16 protein-coding genes, 1 pseudogene and 1 riboswitch are annotated in these 21,610 nt (G+C 57.9%); of the genes and pseudogenes, 12 read left to right on the top strand and 5 right to left on the bottom strand.

All coding sequences use genetic code 11. The features are described 5' to 3' along the window. Nucleotides 1–294: 294 nt before the first annotated feature. Complete coding sequence (locus DC522_RS23160; protein ID WP_116530997.1) at nt 295–1,026, bottom strand: GntR family transcriptional regulator; 732 nt, start codon at nt 1,024–1,026, stop codon at nt 295–297. Between the two features lie 363 nt (nt 1,027–1,389). Here DC522_RS23160 and DC522_RS37380 point away from each other — a divergent pair, with 363 nt between their 5' ends. The 3 genes from DC522_RS37380 (at nt 1,390) to DC522_RS23145 (ending at nt 6,252) form a co-directional block, all read left to right on the top strand. Then, a complete protein-coding gene (locus DC522_RS37380; protein ID WP_165820268.1) occupies nt 1,390–1,725 on the top strand; it encodes a PfkB family carbohydrate kinase in 336 nt (111 codons plus the stop codon). Nucleotides 1,726–1,884: 159 nt separating this feature from the next. After that, nucleotides 1,885–2,091: riboswitch (cobalamin riboswitch) on the top strand. Between the two features lie 104 nt (nt 2,092–2,195). After that, nucleotides 2,196–5,054, top strand: coding sequence for a ribonucleoside-diphosphate reductase subunit alpha (locus DC522_RS23150; protein ID WP_116530976.1), 2,859 nt, complete (start codon nt 2,196–2,198; stop codon nt 5,052–5,054). A 79-nt stretch (nt 5,055–5,133) separates the two neighbouring features. Further along, nucleotides 5,134–6,252, top strand: coding sequence for a ribonucleotide-diphosphate reductase subunit beta (locus DC522_RS23145; RefSeq protein ID WP_116530975.1), 1,119 nt, complete (start codon nt 5,134–5,136; stop codon nt 6,250–6,252). Nucleotides 6,253–6,436: 184 nt separating this feature from the next. Here the strand turns inward: DC522_RS23145 and DC522_RS23140 are convergent, their stop codons facing one another. The 3 genes from DC522_RS23140 to DC522_RS23130 all read right to left on the bottom strand — a co-directional run bounded on the left by DC522_RS23140 (nt 6,437) and on the right by DC522_RS23130 (nt 10,299). Continuing rightward, nucleotides 6,437–8,059, bottom strand: coding sequence for an ABC-F family ATP-binding cassette domain-containing protein (locus DC522_RS23140; RefSeq protein ID WP_116530974.1), 1,623 nt, complete (start codon nt 8,057–8,059; stop codon nt 6,437–6,439). A gap of 128 nt (nt 8,060–8,187) precedes the next feature. After that, nucleotides 8,188–9,186 (bottom strand): Gfo/Idh/MocA family protein, encoded by a 999-nt coding sequence (locus tag DC522_RS23135; protein ID WP_116530973.1) that lies wholly within the window; start codon nt 9,184–9,186, stop codon nt 8,188–8,190. A gap of 21 nt (nt 9,187–9,207) precedes the next feature. Next, the gene (locus DC522_RS23130) at nt 9,208–10,299 is read right to left on the bottom strand and encodes a LacI family DNA-binding transcriptional regulator (RefSeq protein WP_116530972.1); all 1,092 of its coding nucleotides are present in this window, start codon (nt 10,297–10,299) and stop codon (nt 9,208–9,210) included. A 159-nt stretch (nt 10,300–10,458) separates the two neighbouring features. Between DC522_RS23130 and DC522_RS23125 the strand changes: the two genes are divergently transcribed. The 9 genes and pseudogenes from DC522_RS23125 to DC522_RS23080 all read left to right on the top strand — a co-directional run bounded on the left by DC522_RS23125 (nt 10,459) and on the right by DC522_RS23080 (nt 21,156). Then, on the top strand, nt 10,459–11,700 hold the full coding sequence (locus DC522_RS23125; RefSeq protein WP_116530971.1) for an ABC transporter substrate-binding protein: 1,242 nt from the start codon (nt 10,459–10,461) through the stop codon (nt 11,698–11,700). Nucleotides 11,701–11,778: 78 nt separating this feature from the next. Beyond that, the gene (locus DC522_RS23120) at nt 11,779–12,714 is read left to right on the top strand and encodes a carbohydrate ABC transporter permease (protein WP_116530970.1); all 936 of its coding nucleotides are present in this window, start codon (nt 11,779–11,781) and stop codon (nt 12,712–12,714) included. Further along, nucleotides 12,711–13,595 (top strand): carbohydrate ABC transporter permease, encoded by an 885-nt coding sequence (locus DC522_RS23115; RefSeq protein WP_116530969.1) that lies wholly within the window; start codon nt 12,711–12,713, stop codon nt 13,593–13,595. Before DC522_RS23120 ends, DC522_RS23115 begins: the two co-directional genes overlap by 4 nt. A 3-nt stretch (nt 13,596–13,598) precedes the next feature. Then, nucleotides 13,599–14,678 (top strand): ABC transporter ATP-binding protein, encoded by a 1,080-nt coding sequence (locus DC522_RS23110; RefSeq protein ID WP_116530968.1) that lies wholly within the window; start codon nt 13,599–13,601, stop codon nt 14,676–14,678. A gap of 72 nt (nt 14,679–14,750) precedes the next feature. Continuing rightward, nucleotides 14,751–15,518 carry a sugar phosphate isomerase/epimerase gene (locus DC522_RS23105; protein WP_116530967.1) on the top strand — a complete coding sequence of 256 codons (768 nt, stop codon included), beginning with the start codon at nt 14,751–14,753 and terminating at the stop codon, nt 15,516–15,518. 5 nt (nt 15,519–15,523) lie between these two features. Next, nucleotides 15,524–16,702 (top strand): Gfo/Idh/MocA family protein, encoded by a 1,179-nt coding sequence (locus DC522_RS23100; RefSeq protein WP_116530996.1) that lies wholly within the window; start codon nt 15,524–15,526, stop codon nt 16,700–16,702. A 13-nt stretch (nt 16,703–16,715) separates the two neighbouring features. After that, nucleotides 16,716–17,358: pseudogene (locus DC522_RS23095) on the top strand (ThuA domain-containing protein). An 87-nt stretch (nt 17,359–17,445) separates the two neighbouring features. Next, nucleotides 17,446–17,784, top strand: a complete 339-nt coding sequence (locus DC522_RS23090; protein ID WP_116530966.1) for a hypothetical protein — start codon at nt 17,446–17,448, stop codon at nt 17,782–17,784. Between the two features lie 2,169 nt (nt 17,785–19,953). Beyond that, complete coding sequence (locus DC522_RS23080; protein ID WP_133239350.1) at nt 19,954–21,156, top strand: nucleotidyltransferase family protein; 1,203 nt, start codon at nt 19,954–19,956, stop codon at nt 21,154–21,156. Between the two features lie 46 nt (nt 21,157–21,202). Here the strand turns inward: DC522_RS23080 and DC522_RS23075 are convergent. Continuing rightward, nucleotides 21,203–21,610, bottom strand: a 408-nt coding sequence (locus tag DC522_RS23075) for a transposase (RefSeq protein ID WP_205769729.1), incomplete at its 5' end; no start/stop codon positions are given.

Raw genomic sequence — 21,610 nt, 5'->3', positions numbered from 1 at the left:
TCTAAGCAGTTCCAGAATCCGCAGCCTGCGAGGCTCATGTTCCGCAACCTGCCGAAAGCGATCAGCCTTCAGCACACGCGAGTTGCTGCGAAATCAGCCACTTATTCATTTGAACTCTCCCTCACGGCGTTTTCGCCAATTTATGTTGTCTGACAGCAGACGACTAATCTTCGTTGCTGTCAATAGCGCAGACGCTAGGGAAGGGAAAGTTTCAGCCGCTTCAAGCCTGAGTGGGAGACGCACCCGGGTATACTGCCTAAATCCAGAGTTCAGGCAAGAAGCTAAGAGACGGCTTTATTTGCGGATGAAACTGAACGAGAAACGACTGCCGCGATGGTAGTCCTTCGCGAAGACTACGGGAACTCCTGTCGGTGTGAAAGCTGTTTCCGTGATCAAGAAAGCCGGACCAAAATCATGCAGGTCGTTTCTCTCGCTGACATCATGCGGCAGCATGACGGACGCAGCAACCGCTGCGGACATTCGCGGACGCATGTCATGACGCTCCAGCAGATCGAGTAAGGATCCGCTCCAGTCGATGTCGTAGAGACGATCGGAAGCGACGGATCGCGGGATATAGTCGAGGCAGTAGACCAAGACCTCCTCCCTCTGCATCCGTAGCCGTTCCAGGCGAATGACTCGAGCACCGGGGGAGAGACGCAAGGCTGCCTGCACTTCCTCTGATGCGACCTCCTCGGAAATCGACACAACCTTGTTGGTCGAGCGATATCCCGACTTGTGCATCATATCCGTAACGCTCTCGAAGCAGGTGATCGGCCGCTCAACTTGGAGAGCCGCCGCGGCAGAGACAAAGCGGCCCTTGCCATGCTTCACATAAATGGCGCCATCCTGCTCTAGAAGCTTCAACGCCTCTCGCAGAGCCGGCCGCGAGATCTGAAACTTCCGGGTGAGTTCCGCCTCCGTCGGCAGCTGATCGCCTGGTTTTAGACCCCGCTCCTCGATTAAGGCGCTAATCGCATCGCGCAGTTGTAAAACTATGGTTCGCTCGTCTCGGAGCGGAGTGATCAGGGACATATCGGGCTCAGCTCACTCTTGAGGCTAGTTGTTAGCCCACGCAGAATGGAACGATCTTTAGCCTGGGCGCAAGTTTCTCAAGCAGCCCCCTTTGGCGGTCCAGCATCCAGGTCTCTCCTCCTGTCAAAATCGTAAACCTGACCAATGGATAATAAAGCCCGGCATTAAACAGGCTTGACAGCGTGTAGTTTCCCAGTCCCTAGGCGTCAGACGACTGTCATTAAGCCGTCCCCAATTCCGACATTGCTCAGGAACCCACATGCTGAGCTTCGATGAAGAGCGTTTCTTCAGGTTCTGTTGCAGATAGGGTAGGTCCATATCGTATGGCTCGACGATGGAGGCGCTCTGCGTCGTACATTGAGCGCCTTCGGGATCAGTGTCTCACAGGACATCTCTACCAACAGCGATGCTCATCATCTCGGTATTGAAGGACTCGATGTTGCCTTTGCCTCTGCTGAAGAGGATTTGGATCACGCGGAGCAGCTCCTGAATACCCTTCTTTCAAGAGGCACGAATCTCGCTGTTGTGACATGCGGCTCTCGCGGCAGCATGGATTCCGATGACACCCGCATAAGAAGGACAGGCATCAAACCTGTGGAGGTCGTGGATACGATTGGAGCCGGCGACAGCTCTATTGCCTGGTACTCCAGCGGACAGGACCTCCAAAGACCCTGGAAATGGGACGAGATATAGCGACCGGGGCTCGCTGCCATGTCGGTGGCTTTCCGCAACCGGTGCTCCCTCTCTGAGGCCGGAGACATTGTAAGGCTGACCTTGAGCCGCCCAAGGAAGTTGGGGACACGCACCGCCGCACCTACCTTCACTATATTGACGGAAACCGCCTCACATGCACTATATATTGTAGTCATGGGTCTTCGGATTCGCATCCGAAGCTAAGAGGGAATCCGGTGAGCCTTAAGGGCAAATCCGGGGCTGCCCCCGCAACTGTGAGCGACGAGTCTCCTGCCATCACATGTCACTGGTGAGCCATCACCGGGAAGACCGGCAGAAGGTGATGACCCGCAAGCCAGGAGACCTGCCCAGGACTGACGATCATGTCCTCGGGCGGGGTGCCCCGAAGGATCGCTCTGCTCACCGCGTATGATATGCACGGTCTGCCTCGCGTTCCTCGGCCCATGCCCCCAACATTTTGGGGTTGCCGAATGTCAAATTCTCTCTCCACGACACAGACCGCTACTGCGGTGCCTTTCGCCTCTTCCGCAGAGCCGCCTGCTTCATCTGCATCCGGCCACCGCATCATCCGCCGTAACGGCAGTGTCACGCCTTTCGATGCCGCGAAGATCGGGCTGGCACTGACCAAGGCTTTTCTCAGCGTCGAGGGTTCGACGGCTGCCGCCTCCCGTCGCGTCCATGAAACGGTTTCATCTCTCACCACAGAGATCGTTACCGCCCTCACCCGCCGGGCTGAAGCAGGGTGCACCTTCCATATCGAGGAGGTTCAGGATCAGGTCGAGCTCGCTCTCATGCGTGGTGGGCATCACAAGGTGGCTCGCGCCTATGTTCTTTATCGCGAGCAACGCGCCGCCGAGCGGGCCAAGGCTGCGCCGGCACTTACGCCTCAAGAGCCACCGCTGCACATGACGCTGGCCGATGGCACGCGAGTTCCTCTGGACATGATGCGTCTGCAAGTGCTCGTAGCAGAAGCCTGTCAGGATTTCGCAGATGTCGCAGCGAACGACATCTTGGCCGAGACCCGGCGCAATCTTTACGATGGCATCCAAGAGGCGGAGCTGGCGCTCGCGCCCGTTCTGGCCGCACGCACCCTGGTTGAACGGGAGCCGAACTACTCCTTTGTCAGCGCCCGCCTGCTGCTCGACAACCTACGCAGGGAGGCTCTGAGTGCCGTCTATGGTGAACGGCAGCAGGCCACGCAGGCTGAGATGGTTGAACGTTATGCCGAGTATTTTCCGAAATATGTGAAAAAGGGAATCGAGGCAGAACTGCTCGACCCTGAACTCGGGCGCTTCGACCTTCGTCGTCTGGCAGCAGCGCTGAAACCGGAGCGAGATCTGAACTTCCAGTATCTCGGCCTGCAGACCCTCTATGATCGCTACTTCCTGCACATTGCGGGCACCCGGTTTGAATTGCCCCAAGCATTCTTTATGCGCGTGGCAATGGGCTTGGCTTTGCGCGAGATTAACCGCGAGGAGAAGGCGATCGAGTTCTACGATCTCCTGTCCTCCTTCGGCTTCATGGCCTCGACGCCAACCTTGTTCAATGCCGGCACGACGCGTCCACAACTCTCCTCTTGCTTCCTGACAACCGTCCCAGACGACCTCGATGGCATCTTCAAGGCTGTGAAAGACAACGCGCTGCTCGCCAAATACTCGGGCGGCCTCGGCAATGATTGGACCCCGGTGCGCGGTCTGGGCGCTCATATCAAGGGCACCAATGGAGAAAGCCAGGGCGTCGTGCCTTTCCTGAAGGTTGCAAACGACACGGCCATTGCTGTGAACCAGGGCGGCAAGCGAAAAGGCGCTGTCTGCGCCTATCTCGAGACATGGCATATCGACATTGAGGAATTCCTGGACCTCAGGAAGAACACCGGCGACGACCGCCGCCGCACCCACGACATGAACACCGCCAACTGGATTCCGGACCTGTTCATGCAGCGCGTTTCCGCGGACGGTGTGTGGACCCTGTTCTCGCCAGACGAGACGCCAGATCTGCACGATCTCTACGGCCCGGCTTTCAAGGAAGCCTATGAATCCTATGAGGCCAAGGCTGCACAGGGCGCCATCAAGATCTTCCGGCAGGTCCGAACGGTGGATCTTTGGCGGCGCGTGCTCACCATGCTGTTCGAGACGGGACATCCCTGGATCACCTTCAAGGACCCTTGCAACATCCGCTCGCCTCAGGGACATGTGGGTATCGTGCATTCGTCCAATCTCTGCACGGAAATTACCCTCAATACATCGCCTGATGAAGTCGCCGTCTGCAATCTCGGCTCCATTAATCTCGCCCATCACGTGACGTCACAAGGAATTGACCACGAGCGTCTAGCGCGCACGGTAGCGACCGCCATGCGGATGCTCGACAACGTGATCGACATCAATTTCTACACCATCCCCGAGGCCCGTCGCTCAAACTTGCGTCATCGCCCCGTCGGCCTCGGGCTCATGGGCTATCAGGATGCACTCCACACCCTTCGCCTGCCGATCACATCCGAAGGGGCTGTTGCCTTTGCTGACGAGAGCATGGAGATCATCAGTTTCCATGCCATCTCGGCGTCTTGCGATCTCGCCGCAGAACGCGGTCGTTATCCGAGCTTCGAAGGCTCGTTGTGGTCGCAAGGAATTCTCCCCATCGACTCTCTCGAGCGGCTTGCGGAAGCCCGCGGAGGACTGGAACTCGACCGCTCGGTGACCCTCGACTGGTCCTCCCTGCGCGAGCGTGTCATGAAGATTGGCATGCGCAACTCCAATGTCATGGCCATCGCGCCGACAGCGACCATCTCGAATATTTGCGGGGTCTCGCAATCCATCGAGCCGACCTTCCGCAACCTCTATGTGAAGGCCAATATGTCGGGCGATTTCACTGTGGTGAACCCGGCGCTTGTACATGACCTGAAGGCGCGTGGCCTGTGGGACGAGGTGATGATTGCGGACCTGAAATACTTTGATGGAAGTCTCGCTCCCATCGACCGGGTTCCAGACGACCTCAAGGCACTCTATGCAACGGCCTTCGAGATCGAACCATCCTGGCTGATCGAAGCAGCGGCGCGCCGTCAGAAATGGATTGATCAGGCGCAGTCGCTCAATCTCTACATCGCCAATCCGAATGGACGAAAGCTCGATGGCATGTATCGCCTAGCCTGGGAGCGCGGGCTCAAGACGACCTATTACCTGCGCGCCACGGCTGCGACCCATGTGGAGAAATCGACCCTCAGGAGGACGGACGGCAAGCTGAACGCCGTGCAGGTTACCCCGGCTCTTGCAAGCGATACATCTGAGGCCAAGGCCTGCTCCATCGACGACCCCGCCTGCGAAGCCTGCCAGTAAGCGGCTTCTGCCTTCTCGATCCTCTCTGCACGGCCGCGCTCGCATGCGCGGCCCATCTCGATCATTCAAGGAACCTTCTATGCTCGACTGGGATACCCCTCGGAACACTGCTCAACCCACGTTCATTCCCTCTTCCTCCCTCGCCGATACGACGGGCCTTGGCTCCATCGACCGCAGCGGCGGGCGTGTCAGTGTGGATGAGAAGGCAATGATCAATTGCCGCGCCGATGTGAACCAATTGCTGCCACTCAAATATAAATGGGCGTGGGAAAAGTATCTCGCGGCCTGCAACAATCACTGGATGCCGACTGAAGTTTCCATGCAGGCGGATATCGCACTGTGGAAGTCTCGCGACGGGTTAACGGAAGACGAGCGGCGCATGGTCAAGCGTAATCTGGGCTTCTTCGCAGCCTCGGAGAGTCTGGTTGCCAACAACATTGTTCTCGCAATTTATCGGCAGCTCACCAATCCGGAATGTCGCCAATATCTGCTCCGCCAAGCATTCGAGGAGGCGGTCCACACGCACACTTTCCAATACATCGTCGAGAGCCTTGGCCTCGATGAGGGCGAGCTGTTCAACATGTATCGCGAGGTTCCTTCGATTACCGACAAGGCCGCCTGGGCGCTCAGGCACACACAAGGAATCGAGAATCCCTCATTCGTTACGGGAACTCCGGAAGCAGACCAGGCTTTTCTGCGCGATCTCATCGCTTTTTACGTCGTCTTCGAAGGTATGTGGTTCTACACGGGCTTCGCGCAGATCCTGGCTCTGGGCCGTCGTAACAAGATGGTCGGGATCGCGGAGCAGTACCAATACATTCTACGCGACGAGAGCATCCACCTGAATTTCGGGATCGATGTCATCAACCAGATCAAGATCGAGAACCCGCATCTCTGGACGCTCCCCTTCCAGGAGGAGGTTCGCCAGATGCTACGCGAGGCAGCAGATCTTGAAGCGGCCTATGGCCGGGACACTATGCCTCGCGGCCTCCTTGGCCTGAATGCGACCTTGTGCGAGCAATACATGCACTTCATCGCCAATCGGCGCTGCGCTCAGCTTGGCTTGAGCTATGTCTTCGCCGAGGTCGACAATCCCTTCCCCTGGATGTCCGAGGCGATGGACCTGAAGAAGGAAAAGAACTTCTTCGAGACTCGCGTCATCGATTACCAGAGCGGCGGCGCTCTGGCTTGGGACTAGAGCATCGTGCGGAAAAGTGGATCCGGTTTTCGCTGACGCGGACCTCCGGTTCCGCTCTCAACGATGCTCTGCTTGGAAGAGAAAGCATCGGATGGGTCCCAAAAGTGCAAATCCACTTTTCACGTCCGATGCTGTAGACAAAAAGTGAGGCGGGGCGCTCGACAGTGCCCCGCATTTGCTGAACTTAGTGCCGCAGACCAGGCGCCTCTTGGCCGGTACGAGCTACGTATTCGGTATAGCCACCGCCATACTGGTGAATGCCTTCCGGCGTGAGCTCAAGAACCCGGTTTGACAAGGCCGCCAGGAAGTGACGATCGTGCGAGACGAAGAGCATGGTACCCTCATAGCGCGAGAGCGCCTCGATCAGCATCTCCTTGGTCGCCATGTCCAAGTGGTTCGTGGGTTCGTCGAGCACCAGGAGGTTCGGCGGATCGTATAGCATCTTGGCCATCACGAGACGCGCCTTCTCGCCGCCTGAGAGCACGCGGCATTTTTTCTCTGCATCGTCGCCCGAGAAGCCGAAGCATCCGGCGAGCGTGCGCAGCGAGCCCTGCCCTGCCTGCGGGAACGATTCCTCCAGGAATTCGAACACGGTGAGCTCACCGTCGAGCACCTCCATGGCGTGCTGGGCGAAATAGCCCATCTTCACGCTGGCGCCGATGGTGACTGTGCCCTGGTCGGGCTCCGCAGTGCCCGCCACGAGCTTCAGCAGCGTTGACTTTCCGGCACCGTTAACGCCCATGACGCACCAGCGCTCCTTGCGGCGCACCGCGAAGTCGAGACCCTCGTAGATGCTGCGGCTGCCATAGCTCTTATGCACGTTCTTCAGGCTGATTACATCGTCGCCTGAGCGCGGCGCGGGAAGGAACTCGAACGCTACGGATTGACGCCGCTTGGGCGGCTCCACGCGTTCGATCTTCTCCAGCTTCTTCACCCGGCTTTGCACCTGCGCGGCGTGCGAGGCGCGGGCCTTGAAGCGCTCGATGAACTTGATTTCCTTGGCGAGCATCGCCTGCTGACGCTCGAACTGCGCCTGCTGCTGCTTCTCGTTCAGCGCACGCTGCTGCTCGTAGAACTCGTAATCGCCAGAATAGGTGGTGAGCGAACCACCGTCGATCTCGATGATCTTGTTGACGATACGATTCATGAAGGCGCGGTCGTGCGAGGTCATGAGCAGAGCGCCCTCATAGCCCTTGAGGAACTCCTCAAGCCAAATGAGGCTCTCAAGATCGAGATGGTTGCTCGGCTCATCGAGGAGCATGGCATCAGGACGCATGAGAAGAATACGGGCGAGTGCCACGCGCATCTTCCAGCCGCCGGACAAGGCGCCCACATCACCGTCCATCATCTCCTGGCTGAAGCCCAGGCCATCCAGCACCTCGCGGGCGCGACCTTCGAGCGAATAGCCATCGAGTTCCTCGTAGCGCGCCTGCACCTCGCCGTAGCGCGCGATGATCTCGTCGAAATTTCCCGCCTGATCCGGGTCCGCCATCGCGGCCTCGAGCCTCTTCAGTTCGGCCGCCACTTCACTGACGGGGCCAGCCCCGTCCATCACCTCCGCGACCGCGCTGCGACCCGCCATCTCGCCCACATCCTGGCTGAAATAGCCAATGGTCACGCCACGATCGACGGAGATCTGGCCCTCGTCCGGCTGTTCCTCCCTGGTGATCATCCGAAAGAGCGTCGTCTTGCCCGCGCCGTTGGGGCCTACCAGACCGACCTTCTCGCCCTTCTGGAGGGTCGCGGAGGCTTCGATGAAGAGGATCCGGTGACTGTTTTGTTTGCTGACGTTCTCGACGCGAATCATAGTTCCTAGGCCTAAAGCAGTTGCGGCGGCCTTATGGCATGGGTCGCGCCTGGGGACGAGGGCCTCAGGGCGGACAAAATGTCAGCCTCCCTCCTCACCTCTTTAGTCCTAGTCTCTGGACCTACCTGCTAAATGGCCTCCCAAGCCGCAGAGGCCTCCGAGCGCCGGAGCGCATCGAGAATACGCAGATTCTGGATTGCATCGTCCAACCCATAGGCCAAAGGCTCAGCTCCTCGAACAGCCCGGCTGAAGGCCTCGCCCTGGAGCTGATACTGGTCCACCACTGGAAATTCCGTGACTTGAGCCGATCCGCCACCATGAAGCGTGCCGTCATCCAAAAAGATCCGAACCGGCTTGTCCGCGGGAGCATTGAAGGGAATTTCGATTTCGATTCGCCCTCTCGTGCCAAGAGCCTGAATTCGCTGGAAAGGAATTGTCTGGGTTGAAACCGTAAAGGTCAGCTGCCGACCCGCACCGAAATCCATGAGCGCGCTCGTCATACGATCGGTTCCGAACGCGGGATCTCGGTCGGCCAGGGCGATCACCCGGAGCGGTTCCGCATCGAAAAAGTAGCGCCCCGCCACCACGGCATAGCACCCGATGTCCAGAAGACCGCCACCGCCGATATCGGCCTTGTTGCGGATATTGGCGGGATCGACATTGAAATAGGAGAAGGCCACCTGCAGGGCTCGCAGCTCGCCGATCTCACCGCCTCTGATCAGATCTCTGACATGCTGCCATTGCGGATGGTGTCGCACCATGAACGCCTCGGCAATCAGCACCTGGGATGAAGCTTCTTTCAGCTTCTCGGCCTCAGCGGACGTGATCGCGATTGGCTTCTCGCACAGGACATGCTTGCCGGCAGCAGCAGCCGCTAAAGTCATCGGAACATGCAGATGATTGGGAAGTGGGTTATAGATCGCCTCGATTTCCGGATCAGCCAGCAAGGCTTCATAGGAACCATAGGCTTTCGGAATTCCGAGCTCGTCGGCCATCTCCTGCGCGGAAGCCTCATGACGGGAGGCGACAGCCACTATGTCGCATAAAGAGCTCTTCATCATTCCCGGCACGACCTTCGTCCGGCCGATCCTTGCCGTACTCAGAATCCCCCAGCGTACAGGTTGCATACTGTCCTCCCATATAAAGTGTTATTGAGACAGAACCCGCGCGCGGGCCCGGCTCTGTCGCGATACCTTCTTCGTATCCTGCAAGAATGGACTTGTCGTGTCGCGTTCCAGCAGTGTCAACGGCAGTCGTACGTTCCAATCCTCCGGGTTCATTTCCTGGCGGATCATCTTAAGCAGCACATCTGCACCCTTTCGCCCAAGATCATGCAGCGGCTGCTGAAATGTGGTCAGTGTCGGCTCGACATAATCGGCAAACTCTATGCCATCAAATCCGATCACGGAAACATCCTCAGGAACGCGAATGCCAGCGGCCCGAACGACCTTCATGAATCCAATCGCGCTCTCGTCGGAAGACGCGCATATGCCTGTCGGTCTGTTCTTGAGGCGCAGGAAGGCTTCTGCAGCAGCAACCCCGGCCGAAAAGACGAACCGCCCCTCCCAACACACGAAGTCCCGTTCGGACAAACCTGCCTCGGCGATGCCTTCAAGAAAACCTGCAAGACGCTCAGCCGCAATGACGTTAGGAGGTGGTCCAGCGATGTATCCCAACCTTCTGTGCCCGAGCCGAACCAGATATTCAACGGCAGCGCGGGACGCCTCGCGATCCTGAACGACGATATTCGGGACCTTCTCGTCCTGGATAGCCGCGCACATGGCCACCATGGGAAGTCCAGCCTCCCTCATCGTTCGCTTGTCGCTTTCAGGAATGCGGCCATTCATCAGAATGACGCCATCGATCTGTCGGGACAAGGCAAGCTCGACATAGCGCGCCTCCCGCTCGGCACAATTGTCAAGATTGCCGATGACAAGGCCGTAACCTGATCGTGTGAGCTCATCATCGATCCCGCGCAGAATTTGAGCGAAGACAGGATTGGCAAGGTTGGGTACCACAACCAAGGCTGTCATCGTACGGCGCTTGCGAAGATTTCTCGCCATGCTGTTCGGGGTGTAGCCGCTGCGTCGTACAGCCTCCGCGACGAGGTCGCGCGTCTTCTGCCTGACCTTGTTCGGATCAGCCAGAACACGGCTAACCGTCGCGGTGGAGACACCGGCGAGCCGAGCGACATCGGCGATGCGCACTCCCTTTGCGGAACGCCAGCCTTTCCGGCTCATGGAGAATACTCCTGAGACTCCAACAAGATATCATCCCTCACTTCATAGACCATGTTTATGGTTTCCGTAGTGTCTTGACTTATTGTAAAAGTGATTACAACTTATGACACAAGATGTAATCGATTACAAAATTCGATACAACGCTTCTGGGAGGAAGCCATGCGCCTGAAGAAACGCGTTTCTGCGTATACCCTTGCTTTTGCCTTCATCTCGAGCTCTGGAGCACTTGCACAGCAGAAGGCTGAGGTACTCCATTGGTGGACATCGGCGGGTGAATCCGCCTCTGTCAAAGTCTTCGCCGATCAGTTCACGAAAGCCGGCGGCACCTGGGTCGATAATGCGATTGCAGGTGGCCCAAATGCCCGCACGGCCGGCATCAACCGCATTGTGGGCGGCAACCCGCCGACCATGATGCAATTCAACACCGGCAAACAGTTTGACGAACTTGTCAGCAACGACCTCGTCCGCGATGTCGAGAAGCAGGCGCAGGCTGGAAAATGGCGTGAGATCATGCCGAAGCCGATCGTCGACGCCACGGTTCGAAACGGCAAGTTTTACGCAGTACCCGTTAACATTCACGGTCAAAACTGGCTCTTCTACAACACCAAGATCTTCGCCGATGCCGGCCTCGAGCCTCCGAAGACCTTCCCTGAGCTGGTAAAGAGTGGTGAAAAGTTGAAGGCGAAAGGCGTGATCCCTCTCGCCTTGGGCGGTCAGCCGAACTGGGAGCACAACCTGTTCCGTGCGGTCCTCGTTGGCCATGGCGGAGCGGACATGTTCCGCAAGCTCTACGGGGCGCGTGACCAGGCAACGGTGAAGAGCCCCAAGTTCAAGGAAACAGTTGAGCTCTTTGGCAAGATGCGCGGTCTCGTCGATCCGGGCAGCCCGGGCCGCAACTGGAACGACGCCACGGCGCTCGTGATTACGAACAAGGCGGCCATGCACTTCAATGGTGACTGGGCCAAGGGCGAGTTCATCGCCGCAGGCCAAACCGCCGGCAAGGAATATAACTGCACCCTCGTCGGCGAAGGTGGCGGCAAGCTCGTGATCGGCGGCGACGTGTTCGTCTTCCCGACCACGAAGGACAAGAACGTGCTCGCGACTCAGGACAAGCTGATCGAGGTTCTCCTCGACCCGACCAGTCAGATCGAGTTCAACAAGAAGAAGGGCTCGATTCCGGTTCGCATGGACGTGGACGTGTCCTCCATGGATCCTTGTGCCCAGAAGTCCCATGCCGTTCTGAAGGATCCCGCAAACCAGGTTGAGGCGATGGAGCTGCTCAGCACGCCGAACTTCTCCGGCGCAATGCAGGATGCCGTCACTCAATATTGGAACAGCCCGAACATGACCGCGGATGCCTTCATCGAGAAGGTGCTCAGCGCCATGCGCGATGCAAGCTGACGAGTCACGGCTCGCCCCTTCGGGGGCTGGGGCGAGCCGTCCTCCGCTGGATCCAACATTTTCGACAGGGTATTCTCGATGGCGACCATTTCGATCCGCGCCCCTAGCATCAGTGCTTCGTCTTCGCCTCCAAGGCGCCGCCTTCTCACTCGCCTTCCTGCCGCTTTTGCTCTTTTGCCGACTGCGCTGATCGTCCTTGTCGTCTATATCGGCTGCATGCTGTGGACGGTGCGACTTTCCTTCACCAGTTCCACACTTCTTCCAAAGCTCGATTGGGTTGGCCTCGCGCAATATAGCCGCCTGTTTGCCAACGACCGCTTCCTGACATCGGCTTCAAACATCGTCATCTTCGGGGCCCTCTTCATTTCCGGCTGCCTCATCCTCGGTTTTCTTCTCGCTGTCTTCATCGACCAGAACGTTCGCGGTGAGGGCATATTCCGCACGTTGTTTCTTTATCCCTATGCCATGTCCTTCGTCGTGACCGGCGTTGCCTGGCAATGGTTTCTCAATCCAGGCCTCGGCTTGCAAAAGCTCGTGCGCGACATGGGCTTTCCCACCTTCACCTTCGACTGGATCGTCAATCAGGACATGGCGATCTACACTATAGTCATCGCTGGCCTTTGGCATGGCTCCGGATTGACGATGGCGATCCTCCTTGCAGGCCTTCGCGGTGTGGACAACGATCTCTGGAAAGCCGCGCGGGTCGATGGCGTTCCCACGTGGCGTGTCTACACTTCGATCATCCTGCCCCTGCTCCGCCCCATGATCGTGACGGCCACCGTTCTTCTCGCCACCGGCGTCGTGAAGCTCTATGATCTCGTCGTGGCCATGACCCTGGGCGGCCCCGGGATCGCCACGGAGGTCCCTGCAAAGTTCGTGATGGACCATCTGTTCGAGCGCAACAACATCGCACTTGGGACAGCAGCTGCAACGATCATGCTGATCGCCGTCGTCTCCATCCTGGCACCGTGGGTCTACACGAAGTACGTCCGCCAGCAAGGGAGGCACGCATGAGCCATGTCGTTCCTCAGGGTCGCCGCCCGCGGCACCTCACTCCCGGACGCATCGGCGTCTACGCTTTCCTGATCACGGCGGCGCTCTTCTTCCTCCTGCCGCTCTGGATCATGGTGGTAACCTCGCTCAAGCCCATGGATGAGATCCGCCTCGGCAACATTCTGGCTTGGCCCCAGACTCTGACTTTCGAGGCGTGGCTCAAAGCCTGGTCGTCCGCCTGCACAGGCCTTGAATGCAATGGCATCAGCGTGGGTTTCTGGAACTCGGTGCGCATCCTGATCCCGTCTGTGATCTGCTCGATCATCGTTGGTGCCATTAACGGCTACGCCCTCTCTTTCTGGCGTGTTAAAGGAGCGAATGTGCTGTTCGGCGTTCTGCTCCTCGGTGCCTTCATCCCCTACCAGGTATTCCTCTATCCTCTGGTACGCATCTTCTCGATGACGGGCGTTTATAACTCGCTGCTCTGCATCGTGGTGGTGCATGTGATCTTCGGCTTGCCGACCATGACGCTCCTGTTCCGCAACTATTATGCAGGCCTGCCGATCGAACTGTTCAAGGCGGCACGCATCGACGGCGGTGGCTTCTGGGCCATTTTCCTCCGAGTGATGCTGCCTATGTCGACGCCGATGCTGGTCGTCGCGACTATCCTGCAGGTCACAGGCATCTGGAACGATTTCATCTTCGGGCTCACCTTCGCCGGCCGGGAAAACCTGCCGATGACGGTACAGCTCAATAACATCGTTCACTCGACTCAGGGTGAGCGCGCCTACAACGTCGACATGGCAGCCACCATGCTCGCAGCGTTGGTTCCTCTCGTTGTCTACTTCGTTTCAGGACGCTGGTTCGTTCGCGGCATCGCTGCCGGCGCGGTGAAGGGATAAGACATGTCTGCTGTTTCAGTTCGTGATGTCACCGTTGCCTTCGAGGCTTTCCGCGTTTTCGATGGTCTCTCGCTTGATATCGAGGAAGGCGAATTCATCGTCCTTCTCGGCCCTTCCGGTTGTGGCAAGTCGACTCTCCTCAATGCTATCGCTGGCCTTCTCGACGTCGCCTCGGGCCAGATCTGGATCGGCGGCAAGAATGTCACCTGGGAGGAGCCCAAAGACCGCGGCATTGCCATGGTCTTCCAGTCCTACGCCCTCTATCCACGGATGAGCGTCCGCGAGAACATGTCCTTCGGCCTCAGGATGGCAAAGACGCCGAAGCCTGAGATCGAGCGCCGTGTCAATCGGGCGGCGGAACTCCTGCAGATCACGCATCTGCTGGATCGTAGGCCCGATCAGCTTTCCGGTGGCCAGCGCCAGCGCGTCGCCATCGGTCGGGCGCTCGTGCGCGATGCGGCGGTGTTCCTGTTCGATGAGCCGCTGTCCAACCTCGACGCCAAGCTCAGGAACGAGTTGCGCGTGGAGATCAAGCGCCTCCACGCAAGGCTCGGAAAAACTACGATGGTTTATGTGACGCACGATCAGATCGAGGCCATGACCCTGGCCGACCGGATCGTGGTGCTGAAGGAGCAGAAGGTCCAGCAGATCGGGAGCCCGGATGAAATCTATCGCCGTCCCGCGAACCTCTTCGTGGCAGGCTTCGTGGGTTCCCCGCAGATGAACTTCATCAAGGGCCGCATCGAAGGCAACGGCGCCGGCCCAGAGTTCGTTTCCGGCAAGCGTCGTTTGTCGCTCGCAGGGTATCAATTCACTGACACGCCGCAGCCGGGTCAGGAGGTTGTCCTCGGCGTCAGGCCCGAACATCTCGATGTTGCCGGCGCGGGCACCTGGCCGGGCTTCAAGATTGATATCGTCGAGCCTATGGGCGCCGACACGGTCATCTGGTGCAGCGATGGCGAGGGCTCCATTCAGGTACGCACGAGCGGAAGCAAACGAGCTGCTCGTGGTGAAGCTCTCTCCATCGGTGTCGACCCCGCACAAATCTCTCTGTTTGCCGCAGACACCGGCGACCGCCTTTGATCCAAACCATCTCCCGATCTGCGAGACGACACCCCTCGTCTGCTCGCCCTACCGTCAAATCTCGAGGACCCGATGAGCGCCACAGACTTTCTTTCCATCCAGCTCTATACCTTGCGCTCGCTGGAGGACATCGACCGCATTCTCGATGCCGTGGCCGAAGCCGGCTATCGCTATGTGGAGACCGTTGGTTCGCATCTCGAGAATGCCGCAAGCATCAAATCGAAGCTCGACGCGAGAGGGCTCAAGGCATCGTCGAGCCATGTCAGCTTGGCAGCCCTGCGCGAGAAGCCCGAGGGCGTCATCGAAGCGTGCCGAACCCTGGGATTCAAGGATCTTTTCATGCCGGCTGTTCCACCGGAGCAGCGCGACATGGAAGCAGATGGCTGGCGCTCCCTCGGGCGTGAGCTAGGCGAGATGGCTCACCGCTTTCACGAGCAAGGCGTCAGGCTCGGCTATCATAATCACCATTGGGAGCTGAAACCGAAGGATGGCAGCCAGACTGCTCTCGAACTGATCTTCGAAGCGGCAGGAGACAGCCCTCTTGCATGGCAGGTGGATGTCGCATGGCTCGCACGCGGCAATGTCGATCCGAAGGAGTGGATCCACCGTTACCGCAGCAAGATCACCGCTGCCCATGTGAAGGACATCGCACCCCTTGGGCAGAACGAGGACCAGGACGGCTGGACCGATGTCGGCTCCGGCATTCTGAATTGGCACGACTTGTGGCGCGCCTGCCGGGAGGCAGGCGCCCAATGGATGGTGGTCGAGCACGACAAGCCTGCGGACCCCGAAAAAACCGCCCGCGCCAGCTTCGCCTTCCTGCGCACCATCGAGGATTGATCATCATGGATACCCTGAACGTCGGCATTATCGGCTGCGGCAACATCTCCGGCATTTACCTGCAGAATATTCCAGCCTATCGCGGTCTCTCGCTGCGTGCCTGCGCGGACATGCGGCCCGAAGTGGCCCAGGCCCAGGCGTCCCGCCATGGCATCGAAGCGATGTCCGTTGACCAGCTTCTGTCCCGCGACGACATTAACCTCGTGGTCAATCTCACGATCCCAAGTGCTCATTTCGGCGTATCGCTTGCAGCGCTGAACGCCGGCAAGCACGTGTTCTCAGAAAAGCCGCTTGCCGTCGATTTCGAGCAAGGCCGCAAGCTGGTGGATGAGGCGGAAGCCCGCGGCCTCCTTCTTGGGTGCGCACCCGATACCTTCCTGGGCGCAGGCGGGCGCCTCGCACGCAACCTCATCGATGACGGTTCCGTGGGACGGATCCTGTCGGGAACGGCCTTCCTGATGTCGCACGGCATGGAGCATTGGCACCCCGATCCGGAATTTTTCTTCAAGCCGGGCGGCGGTCCGATCTTCGACATGGCTCCGTATTATCTGAGCACGCTCGTGAACCTGATCGGCCCTGTCAAGCGCGTCTTCGCCATGGCGAGCATCGGTTTTCCCGAGCGCATCGTGACGACGGAAGCCTCCCCCAGAAAGGGGGATCGCATCACCGTCGAGACGCCCACCAATGTCATGGCGCTCCTGGAATTCGCTTCCGGAGCCCAGGTTACTTTGTGCATGAGCTGGGACGTGTGGAAGCACGGGCACCCGGCCATCGAGTTTTACGGAACGGAGGGATCCCTTCGTGTGCCGGATCCGAACTTCTTCGGTGGTCATGTGGAGATAACCGAGCGTGGTAGCGATTGGCGTACGCTGGACTCAAGCACCATGCCCCTCGGCGCTCCCAACTGGCGCTCACCGAACTGGGCGCCCGATGTACCGACGCGTGCCAATTATCGTGCCCTTGGTCTGGCCGATCTCGCCAGCGCCGCCCTGCGTGGCACGCCGCACCGCTCCAGCGGACGCCTTGGGCTTCACGTCCTCGAGGTCATGCATTCCATCCTGGAAGGCGCTGCCACGAGCCAGCCGAAGGCAATCACGACTACGTTGGAGCGCCCGGCCGTTCTCGACGAGGGCGATGCGGCCGAACTCTGGAAAGGCCTTCCTCAAACCGCATCTGCAGCCTGAGGGAGCAGCCTGAATGCGCGAGGCACTGATCGTCTGAGGTGGCTGGAGCGGGCTTGAGCCGGAGCAATGCGCCGGCATCATCGCCAGCATGCTGGAAGAGGACGGCTTCAAGGTCCGCATGGAAACCTCCACCAAGGCGTTCGCCGATCCAAACCTCGCGCAACTTAGCCTCATCGTCCCAATCTACACCATGTCAAAGATCGAGAAAGATGAGGTGGCCAATCTCTCCCAGGCTGTGCGCGAAGGCGCGGGCCTAGCGGGTTATCATGGCGGGATGGGAGACGCCTTTCGTGAAGCCGTCGAGTACCAGTTCATGTGCGGCGGCCAATGGGTCGCCCACCCCGGCAACATCATCGATTATCGGGTCAATGTGACCCGACCCGATGATCCAATCATGCAGGGCATACAGGACTTCGATTACCACTCCGAGCAATACTACATGCACGTCGATCCTTCGAACGAGGTGCTGGCAACGACAACCTTCTCCGGAGAGCACCCACTATGGATCGAAGGTGTCGTCATGCCGGTCGTCTGGAAGCGCCGCCATGGTCGGGGCCGTGTCTTCTACAGTTCCCTCGGACATGCGGCGAAGGAGTTCGAGGTGCCGGAGATGCGTACGATTTTTCAGGCGTGGGATGCTCTGGGCTGCTCGATAAGGCTGTCATAAAACTGTCGTATAAACTTCATTAGGCGGCACAGTATTGGTCTGTTATCCCTCCCCCGTCATTCGATGGGGAAGCCAGATGGCGAAGACCGATAAAGATTCACTTCAAAAACTGTCCGCACTTATGGCGAAAGCCGTGCAGCGCGGCGAAAAGCTCGAACGCACCCTCACCAAGCTTGTTGCTCAGTCAGAGCCCGGCTCGGCAACGGAGGATCTCCTGAAGGCTGTTCAAGGGGGCCTCAAGGCCATCCGCAAGAACGTCAAGTCGATGGAGCGCTCGGTCTCCGCTGATGCGAAGAAGGCTTCAAAGGAAAAGGCCCAGAAGAGCGACAGGAACCCCGAAAAGCACAAAGCCACCCCCAAGAAGCCTGCCTCTGCTGATATTACCCCGCTTGCCGAAGTGAACGGCCGGGAGTGAAACCACCACACCCCATCACCAAAGAGCTTTCACTGGAGGGCCTGCCCTGGGCCCTTCATCGCCGGACGACCCGCTCCATAGGAGCCCTGACCCAGGACCGGGAGGATAATGCGGGTTTACAGGCCTTCCCTATCGAGGCCGCTTCTACCTTCGAAGGACCACAAATCGGATGCAGGCCATACAGGCTGCCGCATTGGCCCATGAGCTGCCAGCGCTTTAGAATACTATAGAGACGGATGACTCCTTACTGTCTCCGCACAGATGATCTTAAGGAGCCTCGGCTCATTCTTGGACCATAATCTTTACTTTCCACAGGCCCGTTGATGGGGCTATAATCCCTATGAGGTACTGCCAAAGAGATTTCAAAATGGTTTTGGTGTTCATGGTGAGTGCTCTGATCGGAGCAGCGGCTACTCTTGGGGCCCTTTGGCCCCTGGGTGCGGCCATCGCGCTGATCGGGGCCCCATTCGGTGGAAGCCTGTTAGCCCTTCTTGTGGCTGTTCTCCTGACTGCACGAACTTCAGAAGCGAAGAAGGCAAGCTCCTCACACGCCTGATAGCCGGCAACACTCTCAGCCGCTCTCTGCCTGAAACCCACACAGCGCTGAACCACGCCGGCTAGAGCATTGGACGTGAAAAGTGGACTTGCACTTCTGAAGTTCGATCCGATGCTGTAGAGCGCAAAACCGGATCCACTTTTCGCTGACGCGGATCTCCGGGGCCGCACGATGCGCTAGGTGAGGCGTGGCCTCACTGTCCTTGCGCATGATCTAATGAACGAACCGCGCCATTGAATTGGTTTGACAAGTGCAGACCTAAATCACTTATGTCTCGGCGCCCTCGCCTGACAATCCCGCCGATAGCCTTCTTTCTAGGTATTCGAGGGGGCGCGATTGCGGGACCCGATATGGATTGTCCCTGTCTTTACCTACATCGGGCTATACCTCCAGCATTCTGCCTATGCCATAGTTGGCTCGCCAATGGTTCTCTTGAGCGTAAGAAGTAATCGTATTGAGCAGGTTGCAGACATGAGCCTGTGATGAGATTTGTATCTAAAATTCTTCCTCCACGGCACTCATCCTCGGATGTGTTACGCATGTTCAGCACGGATATGACTGCAAGCACAGACCCACTTTCGATATCGTCTCATCCGCTCAAAGCCTATCAAAGGGGCAAGGCTCAATGCTCAGTTAAGATACATTTAGGGTCGAACTTCCGGCATTCGAACCGGCACGCGTATGCCTAGATTCTGCACTCAAGAGGTCTCTGAGACCTCAGTGCCGGCAATCACATGGAGGTTGATGACGAAAGATGAGCACCGCAAGAACAAGAGCATTCCGAGAACGGCGCAACGCCGGCATCGTATACCGGCCACATGTAAATATCTCCTGGGAAGACATTGCATATTTTATACGATGTGGCCTGCTTACATCCGATGAAATCCAGAATCGAAACAAGGTTGAAGCAGCTGTTCAAGTCGCATGGAGGCAGATGATTGTAGAGGGACGAAGATCTCAGGAAGCTGCCACCAATGGCGTGTGGAGCCGATCTCTTGATCTGGCGCCACGAGAGCGCTGAGGCATAATCTATGAGCCTGTTTCGCCAACGAGAAAACCACGACCGGGCTTGAATATCAGACCTTGATCGAGGCTTCGCATCAATTATTGCAATACGATGCCAGTGGCTCCTGATATCACAGGAATTTCGCCCTCGTCTCTATTAAAGAGTTGATCGACTGGCCACTTCCCATGTCTTCGTCGTGATCACCACGAACACGATGGAAAGCGTCTCCCTGGTCTACCTTGTGAAGGCAGTCTGTCCATCGGGCGAGATCAATACCATTCTAACCGTGACCTCGGCGCATTCAACATCTCCTGGCGGCAAGCAGTATCGGCTGTCGAGTATAATTGATGTCGCTTCCACATATGCAAATCACACGCCTTCATAACCTTCAAAGCCTTCAATGCAGCGTGACGCTTGCTCCTATTTGCCACTCCACTCCGACGCCATCTTCAATTCCGTTTGGAACCTCTCCAAGCTCACATCTGGATTGGTTGCTTTGCAATACGGATAATGTGCACGATATCCGCCTCATCGCGCGGCAGGGAAGTGATGTCGGCTAGCGGCTGTTGATCTGAGTTAGCTTAACTGGCCAGGAGTGGCACATTACGTGAGGGGCAATGAAACCAACCGTAAGTTTCCAACCATGGCGGGCCTAAATTCTGTTGAAGCCGGCATTCTCTTGGCAACTGCAAGTACTCACCTTTCTGATGCGGGGCGCCTGCGTCTGCGGAGCGGCCTACAGAATGGCGCTAATTGGGCGGACATAGTGGAATCTGCCCTGGTGCATGGAACGGCTGGATTGTTATGCCACCACCTCTTGCAAGATGCTGGAGATCTACTGCCTCCTGATCTGCAGTCAGTAGCGTCGGAGTTTCTCGCCAGCCAACAGCGAAGAAATGCTTCCGCGATACAACAGCTTTTTCAGATCCTCGGCGCTTTGAGTAATGCGGGTATCGCCGCTATGCCCTTCAAAGGGCCCGTGCTGGCGCAAGCAGCATACGGAGGCGTTCATCTCCGAGGGTTCCGAGACCTGGATATCCTAATTCGAGAACAAGATATCGAGCCGACGATGGCGGTTCTCGCAAGTCTCGGGCACAGATCAAGAACGAGCGGATTGAGAAAACGCCGTCTGCTGTCTTTTTACCGCGATACAGGTCAGGATATCTGTTTCGCTGAAGAGTTAACGCCCGTAGAGCCACACTGGACATTCGCTCCACGCAGTTTTGTTGCAGAATTCCATACTGTCGATGTCTTTCAGCGGTCCTCCCCCCTGCTCCTAGCGGAGCGTAGCATTCAGACTCCTTCGGCAGAGGACGCGTTTATCCTGCTTGGATTGCATCGCTCGAAGGAAAGATGGAAACGCCTCGTTTGGATCTCTGATGTCTCTGAGTTCGAAAGATCCCATCCAAGTCTCGATTGGGATATTGTTCTAGGGCGTGCGCGAAGCAGCGGCCTTCTCCGGATGGTTTTGCTAGGCTGCGCTTTGGCTAATCGGATGTTAGATTCTTCAATCCCGGATGTCGTTCGCCAAGCCATAGATGCCGATCGCACTTGTCAGGCTCTGGTCGCGCAAATCACAGAGAGCAAGTTTGCCCCCCAGCACATCGAGACATCCTTCCAAATCAAACGCTTCAACTGGATGATACACGATCAGTTTTCGAACCGCATGCGATACATCTTTAGGGATAGAGCATCGGTCGGGCTCGAGATCTACCACTTAGTCGATCTTCCTGACTGGCTTGCTTGGGCATACCCTCTCGTGAGAGGGTTTTACTCGATAGCTAAGAGACCCTTCAAATCGAAAGCATGATTCAGGTTATGGAATCATCCCTACCTAGGTAGAGGACGCATTTGCTTCACTCGGTTGTGACGGCGATGAGCGCGAGGTCCGCGAGGTCGCTGCGGGCCAGCCGGTCGTAGCGTGTTGCAATGCGCCGCCAGTTCTTCAAGCGACAGAACAGGCGCTCGATCAGGTTGCGCCGGCGATAGGCTGTGCGATCGAGCGGATATGGCATGGTGTGGTTGGCTGAGGAGGGAATGACCGCCTTGATGCGGCGCTCCTTGAGCCTGCGGCGCAGGCTGTCCCCATCATAAGCCTTGTCGCCGATCAGGCGCTTGGGCGTTGTCACCGCGCGAAGCAGCGGCAGAGCCATGCTGATGTCAGCGATGGTGCCGGGCGTCGGCGCGGGGACTGTCGGAATTTCCGTGTAAGGGCCGGGTTCATCAAACCGGCCTGAAGCGGCCGTCGAAGAGAATGGCGAACT

Source organism: Microvirga sp. KLBC 81, assembly GCF_003075415.1.
Taxonomy (GTDB): Bacteria; Pseudomonadota; Alphaproteobacteria; order Rhizobiales; family Beijerinckiaceae; genus Microvirga.
The sequence above is the reverse complement of the archived record's forward strand: the minus strand, read 5'-3'. Positions and strand labels throughout refer to the sequence as shown.

Coding starts and splice junctions, on each gene's coding strand:
- DC522_RS23130 (WP_116530972.1), bottom strand. CDS start 10,299: ATGAGCCGGAAAGGCTGGCGTTCCGCAAAGGGAGTGCGCATCGCCGAT.
- DC522_RS23105 (WP_116530967.1), top strand. CDS start 14,751: ATGAGCGCCACAGACTTTCTTTCCATCCAGCTCTATACCTTGCGCTCG.
- DC522_RS23145 (WP_116530975.1), top strand. CDS start 5,134: ATGCTCGACTGGGATACCCCTCGGAACACTGCTCAACCCACGTTCATT.
- DC522_RS23115 (WP_116530969.1), top strand. CDS start 12,711: ATGAGCCATGTCGTTCCTCAGGGTCGCCGCCCGCGGCACCTCACTCCC.
- DC522_RS23150 (WP_116530976.1), top strand. CDS start 2,196: ATGTCAAATTCTCTCTCCACGACACAGACCGCTACTGCGGTGCCTTTC.
- DC522_RS23135 (WP_116530973.1), bottom strand. CDS start 9,186: ATGCAACCTGTACGCTGGGGGATTCTGAGTACGGCAAGGATCGGCCGG.
- DC522_RS23120 (WP_116530970.1), top strand. CDS start 11,779: ATGGCGACCATTTCGATCCGCGCCCCTAGCATCAGTGCTTCGTCTTCG.
- DC522_RS23110 (WP_116530968.1), top strand. CDS start 13,599: ATGTCTGCTGTTTCAGTTCGTGATGTCACCGTTGCCTTCGAGGCTTTC.
- DC522_RS23125 (WP_116530971.1), top strand. CDS start 10,459: ATGCGCCTGAAGAAACGCGTTTCTGCGTATACCCTTGCTTTTGCCTTC.
- DC522_RS23090 (WP_116530966.1), top strand. CDS start 17,446: ATGGCGAAGACCGATAAAGATTCACTTCAAAAACTGTCCGCACTTATG.
- DC522_RS23140 (WP_116530974.1), bottom strand. CDS start 8,059: ATGATTCGCGTCGAGAACGTCAGCAAACAAAACAGTCACCGGATCCTC.
- DC522_RS23100 (WP_116530996.1), top strand. CDS start 15,524: ATGGATACCCTGAACGTCGGCATTATCGGCTGCGGCAACATCTCCGGC.